Origin of the sequence: Aquicoccus sp. SU-CL01552, from assembly GCF_040365005.1 — a bacterium.
GTDB lineage: Bacteria > Pseudomonadota > Alphaproteobacteria > Rhodobacterales > Rhodobacteraceae > Antarcticimicrobium.
In genome coordinates this window covers 1-24,841 of sequence record NZ_BAABWV010000005.1, presented here as the reverse complement: position 1 = coordinate 24,841, position 24,841 = coordinate 1, and the positions used below count along the sequence as shown (strand labels likewise).

Here is a 24,841-nt window from a genome sequence, read left to right as displayed (position 1 = left end):
GCAGCTTAGACAAGGGAGGGGTCGGCGTCGAAGGTTCCGTCACCCGTGATGATGTTCGCCGCATCCGCTCCGTCCGCCGATCCTTTCCTCGGATCCCGCACATTCAACCGGGACCTCCGACAATCGCCTGCGCCGTGAACTCGGCCATTTCGCCGCGTCAGATCTGTTCGCCGAAACCGAAGGCGGTTCCGGCGCTGTCGCGGATCACCTGCTCCAGCGCGATGCCGGGGTGAAAATCCGCCAGCCCCAGTATCCCGGCCTCCTCGGGCTGGGTGGCGCGCATCCGGATCGAGATGTCGCCGGTTCGGGCCGAGGTTCCATAGTGACGCTCCAGCAACCGGGGAGGGGCAAATTCAGGACCACGGGTTTTCGCGCCTGCGTGATATCGTCGGGACAGGGCCGCAACGCCGCGAAAAGCGCCGTTTGACAGCCCCCCCCGCGAAAGGCGCCCGACACCCGCGATGCGTGCTGCATTTCGGCGGGTTCGCCGCAGTACGGCCTTGCAAAATCCCAATTACATTCCTAAATCTGAATACAACGGCGAAATTGATACGCCGCATGTGCAACGGAGTGACGTAAAATGACAATCAATCAAGCTGTTACAGCTTTCGCTGGCTTCATGGTCCTGCTTTCGTTGGTGCTGACCTATTTCGTGTCGCCCTATTTCGTGTGGCTGACTGCCTTCGTCGGGGCCAACCTGTTCCAGTCGGCCTTTACCGGGTTCTGCCCGGCGGCGATGATCATGTCCAAGCTGGGGTTCAAACCCGCGTAAGCCAGGCCCCTTGCCCGAACGGGCCCCGGGTGGCAAAGCCATTTGCCGCCCCCGCCCTTGCCGTGTTAATCTGGGAAAAAACCCAGAGGCACGGCGGATGCAGGCGACATGACGGCGCTGCGTGAATATGAGCGGCTGGAGGCCAGCGGGCTGTGGCGCCCCACCCCCGAGGAACAGCGGCGCGAGATCATTGTTTCCATCGGCGAGGCGACGCTGACCATCACCGACCTGAATGATCGGGCCTTGGCGCATTGGTCGCTGGCGGCCGTCGAGCGCAAGAATCCCGGCGATTTTCCCGCGATCTATCACCCCGACGGCGACCCCGGCGAAACCTTGGAACTGGCCGAGGACGAAACCGCGATGATCGAGGCGATCGAGCGGCTGCGCGCGGCGATTTCCCGCGCCCGCCCCCGCCCCGGTCGTCTGCGACTGTTCGGCGTGGGCGCCAGCGTGGCGGCGGTGCTGGCGGTGCTGCTGGTGTGGTTGCCGGGCGCGATGCTGCGCCACACGGTGCAGGTGGTGCCCGAGATCAAGCGGCAGGAGATCGGCGCCGCCCTGCTCGACCGGATCGAGCGGGTCGCCGGCCGGGCCTGTACCACGCCCGAGACCGGACCGGTGCTGGACGCGCTGGCCCGGCGGACCGGGGTCAGGCGGCTGGTGGTGCTGCGCACCGGGGTGAAGGCCGCGCTGCATCTGCCCGGCGGCATCGTGCTTCTGAACAGATCGGTGATCGAGGATTACGAAGACCCGGCGGTCGCCGCCGGCCACATTCTTGTCGAGCGCGCCCGCGCCCAGGACCTTGATCCGCTGGCCGAGTTTCTTGACCATGGCGGCCCGGTGGCCACCTTCCGACTGCTGACCAGCAGCCACGTAACCCAGGGCGCACTGGACAGCTATGCGGAACGGGTGCTGGTGGCGCCGCGCCCGGCGCTGGACGACGAAAGCATCCTGGCCGCCTTTGCCGAGGCCGATGTTCCCAGCAGCCCCTATGCCTATGCCCGCGACATCACCGGCGAAAGCGTGCTCGGCCTGATCGAGGCCGACCCGATGGCCGGACGCGATCCGGCACCGGTTCTGCCCGACCGCGACTGGGTCCTGTTGCAGGGCATTTGCGGCGGCTGACCGGTCAGTTGTTCAGGCTGGCCCCGGAATACCCGGCGGCCCGGACCCGCAGCAGCGCGTCGTGCGCTTGGGCCGTGCTGGTGAACGGACCCGCCAGAACCACGCGGTGGGTCGCCCCGCCGCGCTGAACCGTGCCCAACCGCATCGGCAACCCGCCGCGCGCAAGGCCCTGCGCCACCTGGCGCGCCTGCGCCTCGCTGCCAAAGGTCGCGACCCGCACGTAACGGTTCGGCGCGCTGGCCTTGACCGGGGCCGACCTCGTGGACAGGCGGGTGACCCCGCGCTCCGCTTCGGCCGGCGATTTCGCTACCGTGCGCGGCACGCTGACGATCTGACGGTCCGTGGGCAGCGGCGCCAGGGTGCGCGGCACGGTACGGGTCCAGATCCGGTCGGACTGGGCATCGCCGGCAAGGCTGCGCGGCCCGCGGTTCGGGTTCAGACGATCTTCGGCGCGCGCGACCGCGCGATATCCTGCCGGGGGCACCGCCCCGCTGCGCGGTCGTGCCGGGGTCAACTGGCGCTCGGCGCGGTGGGGATTGAGGCGGTCATCGCTCCAAACCGCGCGATACCCCTCGGGGACCGCCACGTTTCGCGTGTTGCGCCGTTGGTCATAGACATGGCGCGGCACCGCGCGGGTCTCGGGCGAAACGCCGGGGGCGAGCGATGAGTGCTTGTCCCAGCCCCGTCCATAGGTCACCGGCGGTTCGGCCTGCGGGCCACAGCGCACGCCCGCGCCGCGATTGATGAACTGCTGGCTGAAGGCCGAGGCGTTGGCACAGGGACCGGCGGCCTTGGCCGGGGCCCGGCGCGGCGCGATCGCCGGCGCGGGGCGCGGCGCCGTCGCGACCGGCTTGCGAACCTGGGTTCGGGGTGCGGTCACAACCACCGGCGCAACGGGGGCGGGACGGCGCACGGTGGTCACCGGTGCCGCGGCAACCTTGGGTTTCCGAACCGGGGCAGGCTTGGGCGCAGGGGCCGAATTGGCAACCGCGGGCGGCAGCGGTCGGGTCTTTTGCGTGGTCGCCTGCGTCGCGGCGGGAACCGTGATCTCCACCGGCTTGGATGCGGCGGCCCGCGCCGGCGCCGACGAGGCCCCAGCCACGGCGGTGGGTTTGAACCCGCAAACCTGCTTGCGATCACGACCGACGCGCGGCACCCAAGTGACGTTGCCGTCGATGCCCGCGCGGATATAAATGCAGCCGCGGCTATCGACATATTGCTTGCCGCTGAACGACGCCGGCGGGAACTCTGCCGGGGGCGAGGCGTTGCGCAGGTTCTGAGCCTGCCCTGAAACCGCCGAAATCGCCGCCGCGATGATGGAATACGCAATAACCCTTGTTAAATTCATCCCTGCCCCCACAAGATATGGAGGAAAGGATGCCGCAATTCGCGCCGCCAGTAAAGGCATCTGTTGCGTCTTATTTCGTCCCGAACATCCGGTCGCCCGCATCACCGAGGCCCGGCATGATGTAACCCTTGCTGTTCAGACCCCGATCGACCGATGCGGTGACGATCGGCACGTCCGGGTGCGCCTCCTTCATCCGGGCGACACCCTCGGGCGCGGCCAGCAGGCAAAGGAAACGGATATCGGTCGCACCGGCCTGTTTCAGCAGGTCGATGGCGGCGGCCGAACTGTTGCCGGTGGCCAGCATCGGATCGACCACGATCACCATGCGGTTGTTCAACCCCTCGGGCACCTTGAAGTAATACTGCACCGGTTTCAGGGTTTCCTCGTCGCGGTAAAGCCCGACGAAACCGACCCGCGCCGAGGGGACCAGTTCCAGCACCCCGTCCAACATGCCGTTGCCCGCCCGCAGGATCGAGACCAGCGCCAGCTTCTTGCCCGCCAGGATCGGCGCGTCCATCTCTTCCATCGGGGTTTCGATGGCCCGCGTGGTCATCGGCATCTCGCGGGTGATCTCATAGGCCAGGAGCAGGGTGATCTCGTGCAGCAACTGCCGGAACTCGGCCGATGAGGCCCCCTTGTCCCGCATCAATGTCAACTTGTGCTGGACCAGCGGATGGTCGACGACGGTCAGATGCTCGGACATGCTCTCACTCCCGGTTTGAGGCCTATCCCCCTATTAGGCCGGCCCGACCCCGCGCCGCAACCCGCAACCACGCCCGGGCCAGCGGATCGGGGCGGAATTTCGCGGCTCAGAGAAAGCTTTGCCCCGGCCCGCGCTCGGACAGCCCCAGGTGATCGGCGATACTGGCCGCCACGTCGGTGAACCCCACCAGCCCGGCCTCGCCGGCGCCGCGCCCGGCGACCAGAACCGGCGCCCGCTCGCGGGTGTGATCGGTGCCGCTCCAACTGGGGTCGTTGCCGTGATCGGCGGTGAGGATCATCAGGTCACCCGCCCGCAGCCGCCGCAGGATCGGACCGATCGCGGCATCGAACCCTTCCAGCGCCCGGGCATAGCCCGCGATGTCGCGCCGGTGGCCGTACAGGCTGTCGAACTCGACGAAATTGGCGAATGTCAGGCTGCCCTCCTCTGCCGTATCGACCAGCCGACCCAGATGCGTCATCAGCTCCGCGTCCGGCCCCTTCACCACGTCGTCGATCCCCTGCATCGAAAAAATGTCGCCGATCTTGCCCACCGCGTGCACCCGTCCCCCGGCGGCCTGCACCCAGTCGGTCAGCACCGGCGCCGGCGGCGCAATGGCATAGTCGCGGCGGTTGGCGGTGCGGGTGAACCCGGCCTCGGGCGTGCCGATGAAGGGGCGGGCGATGACCCGGCCCACCTTCATCGCGTGCAGCATCGGGGCGACCTCGCGGCACAGTGTCAACAACCGATCGAGGCCGAACGCCTCTTCATGGGCGGCGATCTGAAACACGCTGTCGGCGGAGGTATAGCAGATCGGCCAGCCGGTTTTCAGGTGTTCCGCCCCCAGCCGGGCGAGGATCTCGGTGCCCGAGGCATGGCAATTGCCAAGGATGCCCTGCGTCCCCGCCGCCCGCGCCACCGCCTGTGCCAGGTCGGCCGGAAAGGCGGGATCACTGTCGGGAAAGTAATGCCAGTCCCAGGGCACCGGCACCCCGGCCAATTCCCAATGACCCGAGGGGGTGTCCTTGCCCGGCGAAACCTCGCTCGCCGCACCCCAGAGGCCGACCGGCGCGGCCCCCAGCCCCGGCGCCGCCACGCCCGAGGCCAATTGCACGGCCGCCCCCAACCCCAGCGCGTCGAGATTGGGCAGGTGCAGCGGCCCGTTGCGGCCTTGATCGGCCTGCCCGGCAGCACAAGCGCGGGCGATATGGGCAACCGTGTTGGCGCCGGTATCGGGCCGGTCGCCATTGAAAAAGCGGTCCGCGTCCGGCGCACCACCGATGCCCACCGAATCCATCACCACCAGAAAGGCGCGGCTCATGCCCCCAGCCTTTCGCGGATCAGATCGGGCTGCGGCACCGGCTCCGGCCCCAGCGTGATGGCGGCGCGCACCGCCGCCTCGGCCCGGCGGGCGCCATCCTCGCGCGCGGCATGGATCATCGCCAGCGGCGTGCCCTTCTCGACCTTGTCCCCCAGACGGATCACGTTCGACAGGCCGACGGCGGGATCGACCACGTCGCTCTCCACCTGTCGGCCGCCGCCCAGGTCGACCACCGCAAGGCCCAGCGCCTCGCCGTCGATGGCGGTGACATGGCCCGCCTCGCGCGCCGTCACCTCGTGCATCACCGTCGCCTCGGGCAGGAAGCGCGCCCAATCCTCGACAAAGCCCAGCGGCCCGCCCTGTGCCGCGATCATCCGGCCGAACCGCTCGGCCGCGCGGCCATCGGCGATCACCGCCGCCACCTGTGCCGCGCCCGCTGCCGCATCCTCGGCCAGACCGGCGTCGGCCAGAACCTGCCCGCCCAATTCGGCGGTCAACTCGGCCAGCGGGCCGCCGGCCCGCCCGGTCAGTACCTGCATCACCGCGTCGATCTCCACCGCGTTGCCCAGCGCCGGGGCCAGCGGTTGCGACATGTCGGTGATCAGCGCCGAGGTCCTGCAGCCAGCGGCATTGGCGGTATCGCTCAGCGCCCGGGCCAGCGCGCGGGCCTCCTCCACCGTCTTCATGAAGGCGCCCGACCCGACCTTGACGTCAAGCACCAGCGCATCGGGGGCCTCGGCCAGCTTCTTCGACAGGATCGAGGCGGTGATCAGGTCCAGGCTTTCCACCGTGCCGGTCACATCGCGCACCGCGTAAAGCCGCTTGTCGGCGGGAGCGATCCGGGCCGAGGCCCCGGCGATCACGCAGCCGGTCTTTTGCACCAGCTTCGGCAGCACCGCCTGCGGGATCGCAGTCGAAACCCCGGGGATCGCCTCGAGCTTGTCGAGCGTGCCGCCGGTATGGCCCAGGCCGCGCCCCGAGATCATCGGCACATAGGCGCCGCATTCGGCCAACGCCGGGGCCAGGATCAACGAGATGCAATCCCCCACCCCGCCGGTGGAATGCTTGTCCACCACCGGCCCGTCGAGATCCCAGTTCATCACCGTGCCGCTGTCACGCATCGCCAGCGTCAGCGCGGTGCGCCCCGCCGCGCCCAGGTCGCCCATGCAGACGGCCATGGCAAAGGCGCCGGCCTGCGCGTCGCTCACCCCGTGATCGGCCAACCCTTGGGCGAACCAGCGCAACTCAGCCTCCTCCGGCACCTCGTGGCGGCGCAGCCGGGCCAGTATCGCGCGCGCATCCATGCGATCAGCGCCCCTGGATGTGATCGGTGTTGAAGGCCCCGGGCAGCAACTCGCCCAAAGTCATCACCTGTTCCTGCCCGTCCACCGTGCCCATGATCACCGGCACATGGTCGGCGCCGAACTCGGCCAGTTTCTGCCGGCAGCCACCACAGGGCGAGACCGGCATCGGCGCATCGGCGATGACATAGACCTCGTCGAGCTCGGTCTCCCCGGCGGCCACCATCGCGGCGATCGCCCCGGCCTCGGCACAGGTGCCCTCGGGATAGGCGACGTTCTCGACGTTGCAGCCCGAATAGATCGTGCCCGAGCCGGCCCGGATCGCCGCCCCCACCTTGAAGTTGGAATAGGGGGCGTGGGCATTTTCCCGAACGGCGGTGGCGGCCTGTTTCAGCGACATGTACAAAATCTCCGGCTTTTTACCCAACCTTGCGGCTGGGCGGACAGGATGCAAGGGGCGGCGCGGATTGGCGCGCCCTACCCCAACTCGGTGGCAAAGGCGCCCGGCAACGTCACCTCGAGCAGTTCGACATCCCCGGATGGCTCCGACAGACGGGTCTTCAGCCCCGGCGGAATCACGAAGGCATCGCCGGCGGTCAGCGGGTAAGAGTCCCGCCCCTCGCCCTCCAGCGTCACGGTACCGGCCATGACGAAGGTGAAATGGATATCCGCCGAATGGCGGGCCCAGACCGGATCGCCCGCGCCCCGGCGTACCACCTGCACCCCGGCAACCCCCTTGGTATTGGCGTTGATCGTGGTGTCGCGGGCGACATAGCCCGGCAGGCGGAACGGCACCCAGTCCGCCCCCTCGGCGCGGTTGTAGACGAACCGCTGTCCCTGCCATTCGCGCTCTGGGCGCAGATGCGGGGTGGGCAGCACCATCTCGTGGTCGATCTCGGTCACGTGCTCGGCCGGAACGCCGATCTCGATCACCTCGACGTTGTCGCTGGCTTCCAACACCCGGTGGCGGATCTCGGGCGGCTGGATGAAACAGTCGCCCCGGGTCAGCCGCATCGGCTCGCCCTGGTCCTCATAGACCACGTCGACCCAGCCGCCGACGCAGAAGATCAGCTGGAACCCCACCTTGTGATAATGCACCATGTCGGGCACCGGGCCGCCGTCGGGGATGCGGATATGGCTGGCGATGATCGAACCGCCCAGCCGCGACGGCACCAGGTCGCGGTAATGCATCCCGGCCCGGCCGATGATCCAGGGGGCCTGGTCGGCCAGGCGACGGACCACGAATTCATGCTGGGTGCTCGGCATCACGAGCGGCGGATTGCGCGGCTCGATCTCGATTTTCGTGCCGTTGGGTGCGGTCAAGCGCCGCGCCCCGCCCGCGAAACCGTCGGGATCGTCGGTCAGGATGCGCAATGTGCCGGGCGCCTCCGGTGCGCCATTCTCGATCCGTAGCCGCAGACCATGGCCGGAAAACACCGCGATCTGCGGGTTGTCGGCCGGATAGATCATGTCCATCCGCATGCCCAAGGTCTTGGTATAGAATGGAATGTCGTCGCGCAGCTCATCCGTTGGCAGGCGCATTTCGGCGATGGTGTCTGGCATCGGCTCCCCCTGTTGGCGGCCTGACCTTGGCGGCGGGTCGCCGGATTTGCAAGACGCGGCAAAGACAGCTAATGAAATCTCAGCGCTTTCACCTGATCACAAAATAGTTTAACGTTAAACTATACCTTTGGAGGAGCCCCCATGTCCGAACAGCAGAGCCAGCGGCAGGCCGCCCTGTTCTATCACGAGCGTCCGAAACCCGGGAAACTCGAGATCCGCGCCACCAAGCCGATGGCCAACGGACGCGACCTCAGCCTTGCCTATTCACCGGGCGTCGCCGAGGCCTGCCTGGAGATCCAGACCACACCCGCCGACGCGGCCCGCTATACCGCGCGGGGCAATCTTGTAGGGGTGGTCACCAATGGCTCGGCGGTGCTCGGGCTGGGCAACATCGGCGCACTGGCTTCCAAGCCGGTAATGGAGGGCAAAGCAGTCCTGTTCAAGAAGTTCGCCTCGATCGACTGTTTCGACATCGAGGTGAACGAATCCGATCCCGAGAAGCTGGCCGAACTGGTCTGCGCGCTGGAGCCCAGCTTTGGCGCTATCAACCTCGAGGACATCAAGGCGCCCGACTGTTTCATCGTCGAACAGATCTGCCGCGAGCGGATGAACATCCCGGTGTTCCACGACGACCAGCACGGCACCGCCATCGTGGTCGGGGCCGCCGCCAAGAACGCGCTGCACGTGGCCGGCAAGACGTTCGACGAGATCAAGATCGTCTCGACCGGCGGTGGTGCGGCCGGCCTCGCCTGCCTCAACATGCTGCTGAAACTGGGTGTCAAACGCGAGAACGTCTGGCTCTGCGACATTCATGGGTTGGTGTATGAGGGCCGCGAACAGGACATGAACCCGCAAAAGGCCGCCTTTGCGCAAAAGACCGACCTGCGCGACCTCGACCAGGTGATCGGCGGGGCAGACCTGTTCCTCGGGCTCTCCGGCCCGAATGTGCTGACGCCCGAGATGGTGGCCAAGATGGCCAGCCGTCCGATCATCTTCGCGCTGGCCAACCCCACCCCCGAGATCCTGCCGGACGCGGCGCGCAAGGTCGCCCCGGATGCGATCATCGCCACCGGGCGCTCGGATTATCCCAACCAGGTCAACAACGTGCTGTGCTTTCCGTTCATCTTCCGCGGCGCGCTGGACGTGGGCGCGACCGAGATCAACGACGAGATGCAACTGGCCTGCATCGACGGCATCGCCAATCTGGCCCGCGCCACCACCAGCGCCGAGGCGGCGGCGGCCTATCGTGGCGAACAGCTCACCTTCGGGGCCGATTACCTGATCCCCAAGCCGTTCGATCCGCGCCTGATCGGCGAGGTCGCCACCTCGGTCGCCAAGGCCGCGATGGACAGCGGCGTCGCCACCCGACCGATGGACGATCTGGAGGCCTACCGGCAGCGCCTTGACGGCTCGGTGTTCAAATCCGCCCTGATGATGCGACCGGTCTTCGAGGCCGCCCGCACCGCGTCGCGCCGTATCGTCTTTGCCGAGGGCGAGGACGAGCGCGTGCTGCGCGCCTCGCAGGCGGTGCTGGAGGAGACCACCGAGACACCGATCCTGATCGGACGCCCCGAGGTGATCGAGCGGCGCTGCCAACGCTATGGCCTCAAGATCCGGCCGGGGCATGATTTCAAGATCGTGAACCCGGAGAACGACCCGCGCTATCGCGATTACTGGGGCACCTACCATTCGCTGATGTCGCGGCGTGGCGTCACCCCGGACCTGGCCCGCGCCATCATGCGCACCAACACCACCGCGATCGGGGCGGTGATGGTGCATCGCGGAGAGGCCGACAGCCTGATCTGCGGCACCTTCGGCCAGTTCCTGTGGCACATGAACTACGTCCAGCAGGTGCTGGGCACCGACGGGCTGCATCCGGTGGGCGCGCTGTCGCTGATGATCCTCGAGGACGGGCCGCTGTTCATCGCCGACACCCATGTGCACCATGAACCGACGCCCGAACAGATCGCCGAAACGGTGATCGGCGCTGCTCGCCACGTGCGCCGCTTCGGGCTGGAACCGAACATCGCGCTGTGTTCGCATTCGCAGTTCGGCAACCTCGGCAACGACAGCGGGGTGCGGATGCGCGCCGCCCTCGATGTGCTCGATTCCGAGCCGCGCAATTTCTGCTACGAGGGCGAGATGCATATCGACGCCGCGCTGGATGCGACCCTGCGCGCGCGCATCTTCCCCGAGACGCGGATGCAGGGCGCGGCCAACGTGCTGGTCTTTGCCAATACCGATGCCGCATCGGGCGTGCGCAACATCCTCAAGATGCGCGCCGGCGGGCTCGAGGTCGGGCCGATCCTGATGGGCATGGGCAACCGCGCCCATGTGGTGACCCCCTCGATCACCACGCGCGGGCTGCTGAACATGAGCGCCATCGCCGGCACTCCGGTGGCGCATTACGGGTAAATTCGATCAACCCGGCCGCGAATCTCTCGGCGGCCGGGTTTGCACCTGCTTTCCACCTGAATTTGCAAAACCGCCCTCGTTTTACCGATGCGTTGCGAATGGCGCGGGATTTGCAAAACTTTGCACAAGGTTTTCCGCGTTTTCTGCAAATTTCTTGCGGTAATGTGACGCTGCGTCTTTGATCGCGCTTGCCGCAAGGGGGCCCCTCCCGATAACACGAATTCAACGCTGAGGGAGAGGAATACCATGGCATACAACGATATCTACGCCCGCTGGAAGAACGATCCGGACGGTTTCTGGATGGAGGCCGCCGAGGCGATCGACTGGGTCGAGAAACCCACCAAGGCGCTGTTCGACGACAATGCGCCGCTGTACGAATGGTTCACCGACGGCAAGGTCAACGCCTGCTGGAACGCGGTCGACCGCCATGTCGAGGCCGGGCGCGGCGACCAGGTGGCCATTATCCACGACAGCCCGGTCACCCACTCCAAGCGCTGGATCACCTATGTCGAGCTGCGCAACCGCGTGGCCCTGCTTGCCGGTGCCCTGCGCGCCAAGGGCGTGGAAAAGGGCGACCGCGTGATCATCTACATGCCGATGGTGCCCGAGGCGCTCGAGGCGATGCTGGCCTGCGCCCGCCTCGGCGCGGTGCACTCGGTGGTGTTCGGCGGCTTCGCCGCGCATGAGCTTGCCGTGCGCATCGACGACTGCAAGCCCAAGGCGATCATCGCCGCCTCCTGCGGGATCGAGCCGGGCCGCGTGGTGCATTACAAGCCGCTGCTCGACGGCGCGCTGGCGCTCTCCGCGCATCAGCCCGACTTCTGCGTCATCTTCCAGCGCGAGCAGGAGGTCGCCCGCCTCGAAGAGGGCCGCGATTACAACTGGCACGGCTTCCAGTACGGGGTCGAGCCGGCAGACTGCGTACCGGTCGAGGGCGATCACCCCGCCTATATCCTCTACACCTCCGGCACCACCGGACAGCCCAAGGGCGTGGTACGCCACACCGCCGGGCATCTGGTGGCGCTGAACTGGTCGATGAAGAACCTCTACAACGTCGATCCAGGCGATGTGTTCTGGGCCGCCTCGGATGTCGGCTGGGTCGTCGGCCATTCCTACATCTGCTACGCACCGCTGGTGCATGGCAACACCACCGTGGTGTTCGAGGGCAAGCCGATCGGGACCCCCGATGCCGGCACCTTCTGGCGGGTGATCTCGGAACACAACGTGCGCAGTTTCTTCACCGCGCCCACCGCCTTCCGCGCCATCAAGCGCGAGGATCCCAAGGGCGAGTTCGTGAAGAAATACGACCTGAGCGGGCTGCGCACGCTCTACCTTGCCGGCGAACGCGCCGACCCCGACACCATCAACTGGGCCAAGGACCAGCTCAAGGTGCCGGTGGTCGACCACTGGTGGCAGACCGAAACCGGCTGGGCCATCACCGGCATCCCGATGGGGATCGAGGAGATGGAGGTCAAGACCGGCTCTTCCGGCGTGCCGATGCCGGGCTATGACGTGCAGATCCTCGACGAGGCCGGCGATCCGGTGGGCCCCGACACGCTGGGCGCCGTGGCGGTGAAGCTGCCGCTGCCGCCGGGCACCCTGCCCACCCTGTGGAACGCCGAGGACCGGTTCCGCAAAAGCTATCTCGATCACTTCCCCGGTTATTACGAGACCGGCGACGCGGGCATGATCGACAAGGACGGTTACCTTTACATCATGGCGCGCACCGATGACGTGATCAACGTGGCCGGCCACCGCCTGTCCACCGGCGCGATGGAAGAGGTGCTGGCCAACCACCCCGACGTCGCCGAATGCGCCGTGATCGGCGTTGCCGATGACCTCAAGGGCCAGTTGCCGATGGGCCTGCTCTGCCTGACCAAGGGGGTGAACCGCCCCGAGGAGGAGATCGTGCGCGAATGCGTCACCCTCGTCCGCAGCGAGATCGGCCCGGTGGCCGCCTTCAAGCTGGCCGTGGTGGTCGATCGCCTGCCCAAGACCCGCTCGGGCAAGATCCTGCGCGGCACCATGGTCAAGATCGCCAATGGCGAGGAGTTCAAGATGCCCGCCACCATCGACGACCCGGCGATCCTCGACGAGATCCGCACCGCACTGCAAACTCTCGGCTACGCCAAGGGTTAGGGGCTGGTCCCGGGGCCGGGGCGCGCTAGGTCCATCGAAATGAAACAGCGCGCCCTGCCCCTCGTCCTTTCACTCGCGCTCGCGGCGACGTCGGCGCCTGCACAGACGCTCGAGGATTTCACCGGCACCACCGCCGGTAACTGGCGCTTCATCAGCGATCAGGTGATGGGCGGTGTCTCGCAGGGGCGCGCCGGGGTCGAGGCCGAGAGCGGTGAGACCTTCCTGCGCCTGACCGGCACTGTCAGCACCGAGAATCGCGGCGGCTTCATCCAGGCCCGGCGCGATCTGCCCGGCGGGCTGCCCACCGACACCAGGGGTGTCGCCCTGAGGGCGCGCGGCGACGGCCAGCGCTATTTCCTGCATCTGCGCACCACCGGCACCGTGCTGCCGTGGCAGTATTACCAGGCCCCGTTCACGCCCGGCCCCGACTGGGGCGAGATCCGCGTGCCGCTGTCCGCCTTCACCGCTTCCGGGTCACTCCTGCGCAACACGCCCCGGGCCGGCGCTGTGCGGTCGATCGCGCTGGTCGCCTACGGGCGCGACCATCTGGCCGACGTCTCGCTGACGCGGATCACGCTTTACTGATTACGGAACGTCCCCGCCCGGCTTATCTCTCCGTTTTTCCACATCTTTCCGCATGCCACGGCTTGGCATTGCCGACGCGCTGATCTTAATGTGCCGCCAACAAGAACAGGCACATAGGCGAAAGGCACGCATCATGGCAGACAGCAAAGATCTCTGGAAACTCGGCGCGACTGAGACCGCCGCCCGCACCACCGCGGGCGAGATCACCGCCGAGGCCGCCGTCGGCGCCGCAATCGACCGGATGGACGCGGTAAACCCCCGCCTCAACGCCGTGGTCGAAAACCTCTCGGACGAGGCCCGCGACCGCGCCCGCGCGCTGGACAAGGCCCGCGCATCGGGCGCGCCGTGCGGTCCCCTGCACGGGGTGCCGGTGACGATCAAGATCAACGTGGATCAAAAGGGGCATGCCTCCTCCAACGGGGTGGTCGCGCTCAAGGACCTGATCGCCCCCGGCGACGCCCCCATCGTCGAGAACCTGCAGGCCGCCGGTGCGGTGGTGATCGGGCGCACCAACACGCCCGAGTTCTCGTTCCGCGCCGATACCGACAACCCGCTGTTCGGCCGTACCCACAACCCCTGGGGCGATCACATCTCGTCCGGCGGCTCCACCGGCGGTGGTGGCGCGGCGGTGATGGCCGGGATCGGCGCGCTGGCCCATGGCAACGACATCGGCGGTTCGCTGAGGTTTCCCTCTGCCGCCAACGGCGCGGTCACGGTCAAGCCGGGGCTGGGCCGGGTTCCGGCCTACAACCCCAGCCAAAAGGCCGAACGTGGCATGCTGGCGCAGGCGATGTCGGTGCAGGGGCTGATCACCCGCGAGGCCCGCGACCTGCATGTGTCCATGCCCAGCATGATCGCGCCCGATCCGCGCGATCCCTTCCACACCCCGCTGCCCTGGCGCGGCGCGGCGCTGGAGGGGCCGATCACCGTCGGCTTCACCAAGGAAACCTATGAATTCGAGCTGCACCCCGAGGTCTCCCGCGCGCTGGACGCGGCACGCGACGCGCTGACCGATGCCGGCTACCGCGTGGTCGAGGTGGAACCGCCGTTGCTGCGCGAGGCGGGGATGGACGGCTACCGCGCCCTGATGGGCGAGGTGCTGGCGCTGATGGGGCCTGACATCCGCGCCCATGGATCGGACACCATCCAGGCGATCTTCGACGAGTACTTCCGCCAGTTCACCCCCTTCGAGGGCACCGAGCTGTTGCAGATGATGGCCAAGCGCAGCCATTACGCGCGGGCCTGGTCGCTGTTTCTCGAGGAATATCCGCTGGTGCTGGCCCCGTTCCTGCCGCAGCCGTTCTTCGCCCCCGACCGCGACACCCAGGGCCCCGAGGGCGTGCGCGAGGTGCTCGGTTCGGCGCTGTGGTCCTACGCGATGAACTTCATGGGTCTGCCGGCGGCCTGCGTGCCGGCGCGGCTGGCCGAACTGACCGAGGGGCCGCAGCCCATCAACGTGCAGATCGTCGCCCGCCGCTGGCGCGAAGATCTCGCCGTGGACGCCTGCATCGCCATCGAGGACCGGATCGGCCGCATGTGCGACCCGCTGTGGGATCGCATGGGCTGACCGCCGGGCGGACAGGACAGGCGCCAAGGAATAAGGGCGCGGGATGATATCCCGCGCCCTGCTTCGTACTAAAATCGACCGGATTTGAATAATCCCGCTCCGGTACACACTCACGACCCCGGGGCACTGCTTAGCAGTTGTCCCTTGATAGCAGCGATTTCATATCGGCTCTGTGACATGGGTTACAAAGGGCGGTGAAAGTTTCATCCTCGAGGACCAAAACGGCCGCCTCTGCGACCCGCTGCGAGACCGCATGGACGGACCGCCCGACGGACAGGACAGGTGCAAAGGAATAAGGGCGCGGGATGGGATCCCGCGCCCTGCTTCGTAAAAAAAAGACCGGATTTGAACAATCCCGCTCCGGTACACACTCACAAATCCGGGGCACTGCTTAGCAGTTGTTCCTTGATAGCAGCGTTTTCATATTGGTTCTGTGACATGGGTTACAGAACTTGGTGAAAGATACCGCCCCAGCGCAGTTTCCGCCCCGCCTCAGGTGAACTGTTCCGCGATCAGCCGCTCTTCCAGCCCGTGACCGGGATCGAACAGGATCCGGTGCCGGATATCCGGATCGGAGCGGATCTCGACCCAGTCGATATCCATGATCGAGATCGAATCGGCATCCGCCATCACCGGCCGCTTGTCGGCTTCCAGCACGTCGAAGCGCACATGCGCGGTCTTGGGCAGAAGCGCCCCGCGCCAGCGTCGCGGCCGGAATGCCGCGATCGCGGTCAGCGCCAGCACATCCGAGCCGATCGGCAGGATCGGCCCGTGCGCGGAGTAGTTATAGGCGGTCGACCCCGCCGGGGTGGCCAGCAGCGCCCCGTCGCAGACCAGTTCCGACAGCCGCAACCGCCCGTCCACGCTGATCCGCAGCTTGGCCGCCTGCGGGCCGGCGCGCAGCAGGCTCACCTCGTTGATCGCCAGCGCGTGATGGACCTCGCCCTGGCGGTCCATCGCCGTCATCGACAGCGGGTTGATGATCTCTTCCTCGGTCGCCTTCAGCCGGTCCATCAGATCGGCCTCGCTGTATTCGTTCATCAGGAACCCGATGGTACCCCGGTTCATGCCATAGACCGGCGCGCGCAGATCCTGGGTCGCGTGCAGTGTCCGCAGCATGAACCCGTCGCCGCCCAGCGCGACGATCACGTCGGCCTTTTCGGGGGGAACATCGCCGTAGCGCCCGGCAAGGGCGTGCCGCGCGGTCTGCGCCACCGGCGCGTCGCTGGCCAGAAACGCGATTTTCAGTGTCATGGCAGGGGTTTCCGGTGTTGCGCATTCGGCTCCGAAACAAGCATATCTTTCCACCCTTGGCCAGTCTTGGCGCGGCTTGGCGCCGAATCGTCGCATTCCGGGCTTTTCGCGCGCCCGGCTTTCCATTAGGTAAGCCGCCATCCACCGCAGATGATGGGAATTACCATGAACGCGCCCACCCGTGACACCGGCTTCTTCACCCAATCGCTCTCCGAGCGCGACCCCGAGATCGCCAAGGCCGTCGATCTCGAACTCGGCCGCCAGCGCGACGAGATCGAGCTGATCGCCTCCGAGAACATCGTGAGCCGCGCCGTGATGGAGGCGCAGGGATCTGTGATGACGAACAAATACGCCGAAGGCTATCCCGGCCGGCGGTATTATGGCGGTTGCCAGTTCGTTGACATCGCCGAGAACCTTGCCATCGACCGCGCCAAGCAGCTGTTCGGCTGCGAGTTTGCCAACGTGCAGCCCAATTCCGGCTCGCAGGCCAACCAAGGCGTCTACCAGGCGCTGATCCAGCCCGGCGACACCATCCTCGGCATGAGCCTCGACGCCGGCGGTCACCTGACCCACGGCGCCAAGCCGAACCAGTCGGGCAAATGGTTCAACGCCATCCAGTACGGCGTGCGCAAACAAGACAATCTGCTGGATTACGACCAGGTGCAGGAGCTTGCCAACGAGCACAAGCCCAAGCTGATCGTCGCCGGCGGCTCGGCCATCCCGCGCCAGATCGATTTTGCGAAAATGCGCGAGATCGCCGACAGCGTCGGCGCCTACCTGATGGTCGACATGGCCCATTTCGCCGGCCTTGTGGCGGCGGGCGAACACCCCTCGCCGTTCCCCTATGCGGACGTGGCCACCACCACCACGCACAAGACCCTGCGCGGCCCGCGCGGCGGCATGATCCTGACCAATGACGAGGCGATCGCCAAGAAGGTCAACTCGGCGATCTTCCCCGGCATCCAGGGCGGCCCGCTGATGCATGTGATCGCCGGCAAGGCCGTGGCCTTTGGCGAGGCGCTGCGCCCCGAGTTCAAGGACTACGCCAAGCAGGTGGTCAAGAACGCACAGGCGCTTGGCGACCAGCTGATGAAGGGCGGGCTTGACCTGGTCACCGGCGGCACCGACACCCACGTGCTGCTGGTCGACCTGCGACCCAAGGACGTCAAGGGCAACGCCACCGAAAAGGCGCTGGGCCGGGCCCATATCACCTGCAACAAGAACGGCGTGCCGTTCGACCCGGAAAAACCCACCGTGACCAGCGGCATCCGCCTGGGTTCGCCCGCCGGCACCACCCGCGGCTTTGGTGAGGAAGAGTTCCGCCAGATCGCCGACTGGATCATCGAGGTGGTCGACGGGCTGGCCGCCAACGGCGAAGAGGGCAACGCCGAGGTCGAGGAGAAGGTCAAGGGCGAGGTCGCAGCACTCTGCGCCCGGTTCCCGCTCTACCCCGGCCTCTGATCCCGCCCGGAACAACAGACAGCGGCCGCCGGGTCTTTCCGGCGGCCGTTTCGCGTCAATGCCCTTGGCCCTTGGCAAGGGGCGCCTGCGCGCGTATACGCGCCACCTGATCCACCCTCCCCTCCCGCGCGCGCCCCGCGCAGAGCAGACCAGACCGAACCGGAGTTCCGACGATGATAGGCAGTGCCAATCTCAACATCATGATCAAGGCCGCGCGCAAGGCCGGGCGCTCGTTGGTCAAGGACTTCCGCGAGGTCGAGAACCTGCAGGTCTCGATGAAGGGCGCGGGCGATTTCGTCTCCAAGGCGGACATCTCCGCCGAGAAGATCCTGAAGGAAGAGCTGATGGGCGCGCGGCCCAACTACGGCTGGCTGGCCGAGGAAGGCGGCGCCGAGGACGGCAACGACCCGACCCGGCGCTGGATCGTCGATCCGCTCGACGGCACCACCAACTTCCTGCACGGGCTGCCGCACTGGGCGATCTCGATCGCACTGGAGCACAAGGGCGAGGTCGTCGCCGGTGTCATCTTCGACGCCGCCAAGGACGAGATGTTCTTTGCCGAGAAGGGCGCCGGCGCCTGGATGAATGACATGCGCCTGCGGGTGTCGGGGCGCCACCGGATGATCGAGTCGATCTTTGCCACCGGCGTGCCCTTTGGTGGCCGCGCCGACCTGCCGCTCACGCTGCAGGATCTGGCCCGCCTGATGCCCGCCTGCGCCGGGGTGCGGCGCTGGGGTTCGGCCGCGCTCGACATGGCCTATGTCGCCGCCGGCCGTTACGACGGGTTCTGGGAACGCCGCCTCAATTCCTGGGATCTCGCCGCCGGCGTGATCTTGGTGCGCGAGGCCGGCGGCCTGATCCAGCCGCTGACGCCCGGGGGGGACATCCTCGAGGATGGCGAGGTGATCTGCGCCAACGAACCGATCTTCGACAGCTTCGCCAAGGTGATCCGGGGCTGAACCCGCCCTAGCGGTCGCAGCTGTGATTGATGCCGTCGGTCCAGGGGATCGCGGCGAAGTCGCGCGGGTCGATGCCGTCGATACAGCCGATGTTGATGCCGCATTCCGCCGGGTCCGAGCGGCGCTGGTGATGGGTATAGATCCCACAGGTCCTGCAAAAGTAGTGTTTCGCCGTCCGCGTGCCCCAGGTGTAGAGACCCAGGTTGTCTTCCCCCTGCAGCACCCGGACGCGCGCGGTCAGCGCCGTGACCGCCCCCGGCCCGCGAAGGCGGCAGATCGAACAGTCACAGCGGCTGGCCGAGGCCAGGCCTTGGGGCAGGAACGCCTCGATCACCACTGCACCGCAGTGGCAAGACGCGCGTCGGGTTTCGGGGGTATCGGGCAGATCGGTCATCGGCGCGGCACCCTGGGAATGCGGCTGGCGCTCAGCTTGTAGCGCACCTCCGGGTGCGGCGGCTGGCCGTGGGTGCGGCTCCAGAACCCCGGTCCGCCCCGCCGCAGCCAGAGCGGCACGGTCAGCGCCAGCCCGATCATGAAGCCGCCCGCATGCGCCCAATAGGCGACGCCGCCGCCGTTCGGGTCGGCCCCGAGGCCGCCGATGAACTGCATCCCCAGCCACAACCCCAGCATCAGCCAGGCCGGAACCGAGAGGATGCGCACGAAGATCACCAATATGATCAGGATATCCACCCGCGCCTTGGGAAACAGCAGCAGGTAGGCGCCCATCACCCCGGCGATCGCCCCCGAGGCCCCCACCGTGGGCACCGGCGACAGCGGCGCGGCCAGGTAATGGACCAGCCCGGCGCCCACCCCGCAGGCCATGTAGAAGGCCAGGAACCGGAAATGCCCCATCTCGTCCTCGAGGTTGTCACCGAAGATCCACAGGAACAGCATGTTGCCGGCCAGGTGCATCAGCCCGCCGTGCAGAAAGGTCGAGGTGACCAACGTCTCGAACCCGCCGCCCTGGCTCAGCCGCGCCGGGATCAGTGCCCAGTCGATAAAGACATTGCGCAGAACCACCTGGTCGGGCTGGCCGATATAGGTCAGGTAGACCCCGATATTGAGCGCCATCAGGGCGTAGACGACGTAAGGCGTGCGCCCCGAGGGGTTGTGATCGCGGATCGGCAGCATGGCGCGAAGCTGCGGCGAAACCCGCCCGGCGTCAAGCGCTCAGCACCGGTGCGGGGCGATTGTGCTGGCGCTCAGGCCATCCCGCCCAGCAGCGCGGCATTGCCCCCCGCCGCCGTGGTGTCGACGCAGACGTGCCGCTCACCCATCACCCGGGCTTGGTCGGGCTGCCCCGGGATCAGCGGCAGGATCGGCCCGGCGCGTCGTGACAGCGCCTGTTCGATCTGCCGCGCGGTGGCCGCATCGCCCCACCAGAGCACCCCGCCGATTCCCTCCAGATGCTCCAGCCGGTGCAGGTCGATCATGCCGGTGGCGCGGATCGCCTGCCCGCCGAGTTCCCGCACCATGCGCGCCTGTTCACCGGCGGCCTCCTGCCCCGGCCCGAGGCACAGGAGCGGCGCACGCGGCACCAGAGACAGCCGGTTGGATTCCCCCGTGGGCCCGGGCAGCGTGGCCGGATCGGGCGGCGGCGCGTTGCCCTCGGGCGCGGGCAGCTCGGCCATGGTGGCGGACCATGTCGCCGCGCTCTCGCGCCGGTCGGGGGCGCGGAACCGGGGCATGTAGCGCGGCCCGCCGGCCTTTGGCCCGGTGCCCGACAGCCCCTCGCCGCCGAACGGCTGGCTGCCAACGATGGCGCCGATCTGGTTGCGGTTGACATAGATGTTGCCGGCCTTCACCCGCTCGGTCACATGCTGCACCCGGTCGTCGATCCGGGTCTGCAACCCGAAGGTCAACCCGTAGCCGGTGGCGTTGATCGCGTCGATCACCCGGTCGAGGTCGCGCGCCTTGAACCGCGCCACATGCAGCACCGGGCCGAAGATCTCGCGCTCCAGATCCGCGATGCCCGACACCTCGATCAGCGCCGGGGTGACAAAGGTGCCGCCCGAGGGCAAAGGCATCTCTTTCAACAGCCGCCCCTCGGCGCGGGCGCGGTCGATATGGGCGGCGATCCCCGCCTGCGCCTCATCGTCGATCACCGGGCCGACATCGGTGGAGAGCGCCCATGGATCGCCGATGCGCAACGCCTCCATCGCGCCCTTGAGCATGGTCAGCAGGTCCTCGGCCACGTCCTCCTGCACGTAGAGGCAGCGCAGCGCCGAGCAGCGCTGGCCGGCAGACTGGAACGCGCTTTCGACGATGGCCTGCACCGCCTGTTCCGGCAGCGCGGTGCTGTCCACGATCATCGCGTTCAGCCCGCCGGTCTCGGCGATCAGCGGCGCACCGGGGGCGAGATTCTCGGCCATCGCGGCACGGATCAACCGCGCGGTCTCGGTCGAGCCGGTGAAGGCGACCCCGTTCACCCGCGGATCGGAGGTGAGCGCGGCGCCCACCGCCCCCGCACCGGGCAGCAGTTGCAGGGCGCTGCGCGGCACGCCGGCCTCGTGCATCAGGCTGACGGCGACATGGGCGATCAGCGGCGTCTGCTCGGCGGGTTTGGCCAATACCGCGTTGCCGGTGGCCAGCGCCGCCGCGATCTGCCCGGTGAAGATCGCCAGCGGAAAGTTCCACGGGCTGATGCAGGTGAAGGTTCCCGCCGGATCGCCCCCGGGGATGTTGGCGGCGTAATAGCGCAGGAAATCCACCGCCTCGCGCAACTCGGCCACCGCGTCAGGCAGGGTCTTGCCCGCCTCGCGCGCGACCAGCGTGAATATCTCGCCGTAATGCGCCTCGTAGAGGTCGGCCGCCGCGTTCAACACCTTGGCGCGCAGCTCTGCCGGGGCGTCCCAGGTCTGCGCCCCCGACAGCGCGGTTTCCACATCCGCGGCACTCGCCCAGGCCACTGTGCCGGGGCTATCCTCGGGCCGGGCCGGGTTGATCACCGGCACCGCCGCCTCCGGCGCCGCCACCCCGGCCAGCAGCGGAGCCGCCTGCCATTGATGCGCGGCAAAGGGGGCGCGGGCGGCCTCGATCGCCGCCAGCGTCGGCGCATGGGTCAGGTCGAACCCGCGCGAATTGCGCCGCTCCGGTGCGAACAGCTCGGCCCCCGTGGGCAGCAGGGCTGCGGCCTCGCCCACCGCCTCGAAGGGACAGGCGGCGACCACCTCGGGCGGCACCTCTTCGTCGACGATCTGGTTGACGAAGGAACTGTTGGCGCCGTTCTCCAGCAGCCGCCGCACCAGATAGGCCAGCAGGTCGCGATGCGCCCCCACCGGCGCATAGATGCGGCAGCGGCTGCGGTTCTGCTCCATCACCAGGCTGTGCAGCGTCTCTCCCATGCCGTGCAGTCGCTGAAACTCGAAGGGGGCCTCGCCGGCCATGTGAAGGATCGCGCTGACCGTGTGAGCGTTGTGGGTGGCAAACTGCGGATAGATGCGGTTGGTCATCCCCAGCAGCTTGCGCGCATTGGCGATGTAGGAGACATCGGTGACCGGCTTGCGGGTGAACACCGGAAAGCCCGCCATCCCCTCGACCTGGGCACGCTTGATCTCGCTGTCCCAATAGGCGCCCTTGACCAGCCGCACCATCAGCTTGCGATCATGCCGCTCGGCCATGTCGTAGAGCGCGTCGATGACATCGGGCGCGCGCGGGCCATAGGCCTGCACCACCACGCCGAACCCGTCCCAACCCGACAGCGCCGGCTCGGCCAGCACCGTCTCGATCACCTGCAGCGACAGCGACAGCCGGTCGGCCTCCTCGGCGTCGATGTTCAGCCCCATGCGCGCCGACTTGGCCAGCAGCGCCAGCGCCCGCAACCGTGGCACCAACTCCTCCATCACGCGGCCTTCCTGCGCCACCTCGTAGCGCGGGTGCAGCGCCGAGAGCTTGACGGAAATGCCTGGGTTGTCGCGGATGTCGTCCCGCGTGCAGCCTTCCGCGATCGCGGTGATCGCCCGCGAATAGGCCAGGTGATAGCGGGTCGCATCGGCCTCGGTGCGCGCCGCCTCGCCCAACATGTCATAGGAATAGGAGTAGCCCTTGGCCTCCATCCCCGCGGCCCGCGTCATTGCCGCGCCGATATCCTCGCCCAGCACGAACTGGCGTCCCATCTCGCGCATGGCACGCCCCACGGCGGTGCGGATCACCGGTTCGCCCAGCCGCTTGATCGCGCCGCGCAAGGCGCGGATCGGGCTGGGCTTGTCGTCGTCCAGAACCTTGCCGGTCAGCATCAGCGCCCAGGTCGAGGCATTGACCAGCGGCGAGGTGGACTGCCCCAGGTGCTTGCCCCAGTCGCTCGGCGCGATCTTGTCCTCGATCAGCGCGTCGATGGTCTCGGCATCCGGCACCCTGAGCAGCGCCTCGGCCAGGCACATCAGCGCGACCCCCTCCTCGGTCGACAGCCCGTATTCGGCGAGGAACACCTCCATCAGCCCCGGCGTGGTGCTGGCCCGGATGTCGCGCACCAATTCCGCCGCCCGCGCGCTGATCGCCGCGCGGTCCTCACGTGACAGATCGGCCAGCCGCACCAACCGCTCCAGCGCGGCGTCCGGGTCGGCATAGGTCCGGGTGTCGATCTTTTGGCGCAGCGCGGGGATGGGGGCGGTCATGGCGATCCTCGGGTTGGGGGCGGTCAGCCTGTGGTCAAGCACTTTATATCGTCGATCTCACGGGACATTCGCCCGGATTTCTGGAATTCTCAGGCCATAAACCTGAAAGTGGACTGACAAACATGTCAAATGACCTTCCCGACCTCGACCGGTTCGACCGCGCGATTCTGGCTGTTCTGGCCGAAGACGGGCGCATCTCCATCGCCGACCTGGCGCGGCGCATCGGGTTGTCGAAATCGCCCACCCAGGCCCGGCTGCGGCGGCTGGAGGCGAGCGGCATCATCACCGGTTACCGCGCGCTGGTCGATCCGATCCGCCTCGGGCTGGATCACGTCGCCTTTGTCGAGGTGCGCCTGGCCGACACCCGCGAGGCCGCGCTGGCCGAGTTCAACGCCGCCGTCGCCAAGGTGGGCGAGATCGAACAGGCGCATCTGATCGCCGGCAACTTCGACTACCTGATGAAGGTGCGCACGCGCTCCATGGCCGATTACCGCCGGGTTCTGGCCGAGGTGATCTCGACCCTGCCGCATGTTTCCAGCACCTCGACCTATGTGGCGATGCAGGCGGTCAAGGAGGACGGACCGCTGGGACCGCTCGAAAACGTGACTTGACCCGGGCGGCAACGGCGCCACGCTTGGACCATGACACGCCTGACCCTTGCCGCCCTGTTGCTTGCCGCGCCCGCCTGGGCCGAGCCCTGCCCGCCGCCGCCGGATCATTCCGAACCGCTCGCCGCCCTCACCGCCCAGGTGCAGGCCGCCGAGACCGAGGCCGAGGCGCGCGAGATCGGCAACCGGATGTGGGACTACTGGGCTGACGCCCCGGACGACCGGGCGCAGGCGATCCTCGATCGCGGCATGACCAGGCGCGCGGGATACGACTTTCTTGGCGCGATCCGGGAATTCGACGCGCTGATCGCCTATTGCCCGGACTATGCCGAGGGCTATAACCAGCGCGCCTTCGTGCATTACCTGCGGCAGGATTTCACCGCCGCGCTGGCCGATCTCGACCGGGCACTGGCCCGTGCCCCCGACCATATCGCGGCGCTCAGCGGCAAGGCGCTGTCGCTCTACGCGCTGGGCCGGACCGAGGCGGCGCGCGACACCCTGGCCCGCGCGCTGGCGCTGAACCCCTGGCTGCCAGAACGCAGCCTGGCCGCGCCGGGGGCGCCACTGGCGCCGCCGGGCGAAGACATTTGAACAAATCCCGATTGTGCCCGCATTCGCACGGCGTTACATCAGATCCGCCCCCTCGGGGTGCTGCGGGCGTGGTGGAATGGTAGACACAAGGGACTTAAAATCCCTAGGGCATAGTCCCGTGCGGGTTCGAGTCCCGCCGCCCGTACCAAGTTACAGTTTATCGTCAGCAGATGACGTAACACTTGGAAGGACCCTGATGCTGTAACCGCCCCCCTCCGACGGCATCGACAGGCTTTGTGGCGCGAAGATCGTAAAGCCCGCACCTCCCCTCTCCCCCAGACGGACTTGTCCCTTGGCCTCTGTGACGGGCATGCCGAGCGCGGAGTAGCCGTGCAAAACGACTGCGCGAACCCGGAGTTCGGCAAACTGACGGTCGAAGTCGCGTGCCATGAGGCTCTGCCCCGGCAGTTTCACACAATGCACCCGCTGACCGTCGGTGCATTGCACAGCAATGTCACGAGAGGTTTCGTCTCGGCGCGGCTTCGGCGGTGGTAGCCGCTCCACTCACGCCAGATGGCGTGT

Annotated in this window: 21 protein-coding genes, 1 tRNA gene and 1 pseudogene; 11 read left to right on the top strand and 12 right to left on the bottom strand. The window is 67.5% G+C overall.

Annotated elements, in window-relative coordinates:
- Positions 1-157: 157 nt before the first annotated feature.
- Positions 158-337 carry a GntR family transcriptional regulator gene (locus ABWV23_RS07215; RefSeq protein ID WP_353346451.1) on the bottom strand — a complete coding sequence of 60 codons (180 nt, stop codon included), beginning with the start codon at positions 335-337 and terminating at the stop codon, positions 158-160.
- Positions 338-580: 243 nt separating this feature from the next.
- Between ABWV23_RS07215 and ABWV23_RS07210 the strand changes: the two genes are divergently transcribed.
- Both ABWV23_RS07210 and ABWV23_RS07205 read left to right on the top strand, forming a co-directional pair.
- Complete coding sequence (locus tag ABWV23_RS07210) at positions 581-772, top strand: YgaP family membrane protein (RefSeq protein WP_353346449.1); 192 nt, start codon at positions 581-583, stop codon at positions 770-772.
- Between the two features lie 108 nt (positions 773-880).
- Positions 881-1,894, top strand: a complete 1,014-nt coding sequence (locus tag ABWV23_RS07205) for a hypothetical protein (protein ID WP_353346447.1) — start codon at positions 881-883, stop codon at positions 1,892-1,894.
- A gap of 4 nt (positions 1,895-1,898) precedes the next feature.
- On the opposite strand, the gene ABWV23_RS07200 is transcribed toward ABWV23_RS07205, so the two are convergent.
- The 6 genes from ABWV23_RS07200 to ABWV23_RS07175 all read right to left on the bottom strand — a co-directional run bounded on the left by ABWV23_RS07200 (position 1,899) and on the right by ABWV23_RS07175 (position 8,127).
- A complete protein-coding gene (locus tag ABWV23_RS07200) occupies positions 1,899-3,242 on the bottom strand; it encodes an SPOR domain-containing protein (RefSeq protein WP_353346445.1) in 1,344 nt (447 codons plus the stop codon).
- A gap of 70 nt (positions 3,243-3,312) precedes the next feature.
- Positions 3,313-3,945 (bottom strand): uracil phosphoribosyltransferase, encoded by a 633-nt coding sequence (gene upp, locus ABWV23_RS07195; RefSeq protein WP_353346443.1) that lies wholly within the window; start codon positions 3,943-3,945, stop codon positions 3,313-3,315.
- A gap of 106 nt (positions 3,946-4,051) precedes the next feature.
- Positions 4,052-5,263, bottom strand: a complete 1,212-nt coding sequence (locus tag ABWV23_RS07190) for a phosphopentomutase (protein ID WP_353346441.1) — start codon at positions 5,261-5,263, stop codon at positions 4,052-4,054.
- Entirely contained in the window at positions 5,260-6,567 is a 1,308-nt protein-coding gene (locus ABWV23_RS07185) for a thymidine phosphorylase (protein WP_353346439.1), read from the bottom strand. Before ABWV23_RS07185 ends, ABWV23_RS07190 begins: the two co-directional genes overlap by 4 nt.
- Before the next feature lie 4 nt (positions 6,568-6,571).
- Entirely contained in the window at positions 6,572-6,964 is a 393-nt protein-coding gene (locus tag ABWV23_RS07180) for a cytidine deaminase (RefSeq protein WP_353346437.1), read from the bottom strand.
- Between the two features lie 77 nt (positions 6,965-7,041).
- A complete protein-coding gene (locus ABWV23_RS07175; RefSeq protein WP_353346435.1) occupies positions 7,042-8,127 on the bottom strand; it encodes a cupin domain-containing protein in 1,086 nt (361 codons plus the stop codon).
- A gap of 141 nt (positions 8,128-8,268) precedes the next feature.
- Here ABWV23_RS07175 and ABWV23_RS07170 point away from each other — a divergent pair, with 141 nt between their 5' ends.
- From ABWV23_RS07170 to ABWV23_RS07155, 4 genes are all read left to right on the top strand, one after another.
- Entirely contained in the window at positions 8,269-10,542 is a 2,274-nt protein-coding gene (locus tag ABWV23_RS07170; protein ID WP_353346433.1) for an NADP-dependent malic enzyme, read from the top strand.
- 246 nt (positions 10,543-10,788) lie between these two features.
- The gene (gene prpE, locus ABWV23_RS07165; RefSeq protein WP_353346431.1) at positions 10,789-12,681 is read left to right on the top strand and encodes a propionate-CoA ligase PrpE; all 1,893 of its coding nucleotides are present in this window, start codon (positions 10,789-10,791) and stop codon (positions 12,679-12,681) included.
- A gap of 39 nt (positions 12,682-12,720) precedes the next feature.
- Positions 12,721-13,266 carry a CIA30 family protein gene (locus ABWV23_RS07160; protein ID WP_353346429.1) on the top strand — a complete coding sequence of 182 codons (546 nt, stop codon included), beginning with the start codon at positions 12,721-12,723 and terminating at the stop codon, positions 13,264-13,266.
- Between the two features lie 133 nt (positions 13,267-13,399).
- Entirely contained in the window at positions 13,400-14,833 is a 1,434-nt protein-coding gene (locus ABWV23_RS07155) for an amidase family protein (RefSeq protein ID WP_353346427.1), read from the top strand.
- A 492-nt stretch (positions 14,834-15,325) separates the two neighbouring features.
- On the opposite strand, the gene ABWV23_RS07150 is transcribed toward ABWV23_RS07155, so the two are convergent.
- Positions 15,326-16,087 (bottom strand): NAD kinase, encoded by a 762-nt coding sequence (locus ABWV23_RS07150; RefSeq protein WP_353346425.1) that lies wholly within the window; start codon positions 16,085-16,087, stop codon positions 15,326-15,328.
- 165 nt (positions 16,088-16,252) lie between these two features.
- Here ABWV23_RS07150 and glyA point away from each other — a divergent pair, with 165 nt between their 5' ends.
- Together glyA and ABWV23_RS07140 are read left to right on the top strand one after the other, a co-directional pair.
- Positions 16,253-17,548 (top strand): serine hydroxymethyltransferase, encoded by a 1,296-nt coding sequence (gene glyA / locus ABWV23_RS07145; RefSeq protein WP_353346871.1) that lies wholly within the window; start codon positions 16,253-16,255, stop codon positions 17,546-17,548.
- A gap of 173 nt (positions 17,549-17,721) precedes the next feature.
- Positions 17,722-18,507, top strand: a complete 786-nt coding sequence (locus ABWV23_RS07140; RefSeq protein ID WP_353346423.1) for an inositol monophosphatase family protein — start codon at positions 17,722-17,724, stop codon at positions 18,505-18,507.
- 7 nt (positions 18,508-18,514) lie between these two features.
- On the opposite strand, the gene ABWV23_RS07135 is transcribed toward ABWV23_RS07140, so the two are convergent.
- From ABWV23_RS07135 to putA, 3 genes are all read right to left on the bottom strand, one after another.
- Entirely contained in the window at positions 18,515-18,901 is a 387-nt protein-coding gene (locus ABWV23_RS07135) for a GFA family protein (RefSeq protein ID WP_353346421.1), read from the bottom strand.
- Positions 18,898-19,638: a rhomboid family intramembrane serine protease gene (locus ABWV23_RS07130; RefSeq protein WP_353346419.1), complete on the bottom strand. Its 741-nt coding sequence runs from the start codon at positions 19,636-19,638 to the stop codon at positions 18,898-18,900. The genes ABWV23_RS07135 and ABWV23_RS07130 overlap by 4 nt, the downstream gene beginning before the upstream one ends.
- A gap of 71 nt (positions 19,639-19,709) precedes the next feature.
- Positions 19,710-23,120 carry a bifunctional proline dehydrogenase/L-glutamate gamma-semialdehyde dehydrogenase PutA gene (gene putA, locus ABWV23_RS07125; protein ID WP_353346417.1) on the bottom strand — a complete coding sequence of 1,137 codons (3,411 nt, stop codon included), beginning with the start codon at positions 23,118-23,120 and terminating at the stop codon, positions 19,710-19,712.
- Between the two features lie 122 nt (positions 23,121-23,242).
- Here putA and ABWV23_RS07120 point away from each other — a divergent pair, with 122 nt between their 5' ends.
- The 3 genes from ABWV23_RS07120 to ABWV23_RS07110 all read left to right on the top strand — a co-directional run bounded on the left by ABWV23_RS07120 (position 23,243) and on the right by ABWV23_RS07110 (position 24,467).
- The gene (locus ABWV23_RS07120; RefSeq protein WP_353346415.1) at positions 23,243-23,731 is read left to right on the top strand and encodes an Lrp/AsnC family transcriptional regulator; all 489 of its coding nucleotides are present in this window, start codon (positions 23,243-23,245) and stop codon (positions 23,729-23,731) included.
- Between the two features lie 30 nt (positions 23,732-23,761).
- The gene (locus tag ABWV23_RS07115; protein WP_353346414.1) at positions 23,762-24,319 is read left to right on the top strand and encodes a tetratricopeptide repeat protein; all 558 of its coding nucleotides are present in this window, start codon (positions 23,762-23,764) and stop codon (positions 24,317-24,319) included.
- A gap of 62 nt (positions 24,320-24,381) precedes the next feature.
- A tRNA-Leu gene (locus ABWV23_RS07110) sits at positions 24,382-24,467 on the top strand.
- A gap of 140 nt (positions 24,468-24,607) precedes the next feature.
- Here ABWV23_RS07110 and ABWV23_RS07105 read toward each other — a convergent pair.
- Positions 24,608-24,841: pseudogene (locus tag ABWV23_RS07105) on the bottom strand (hypothetical protein); the annotation flags it as partial.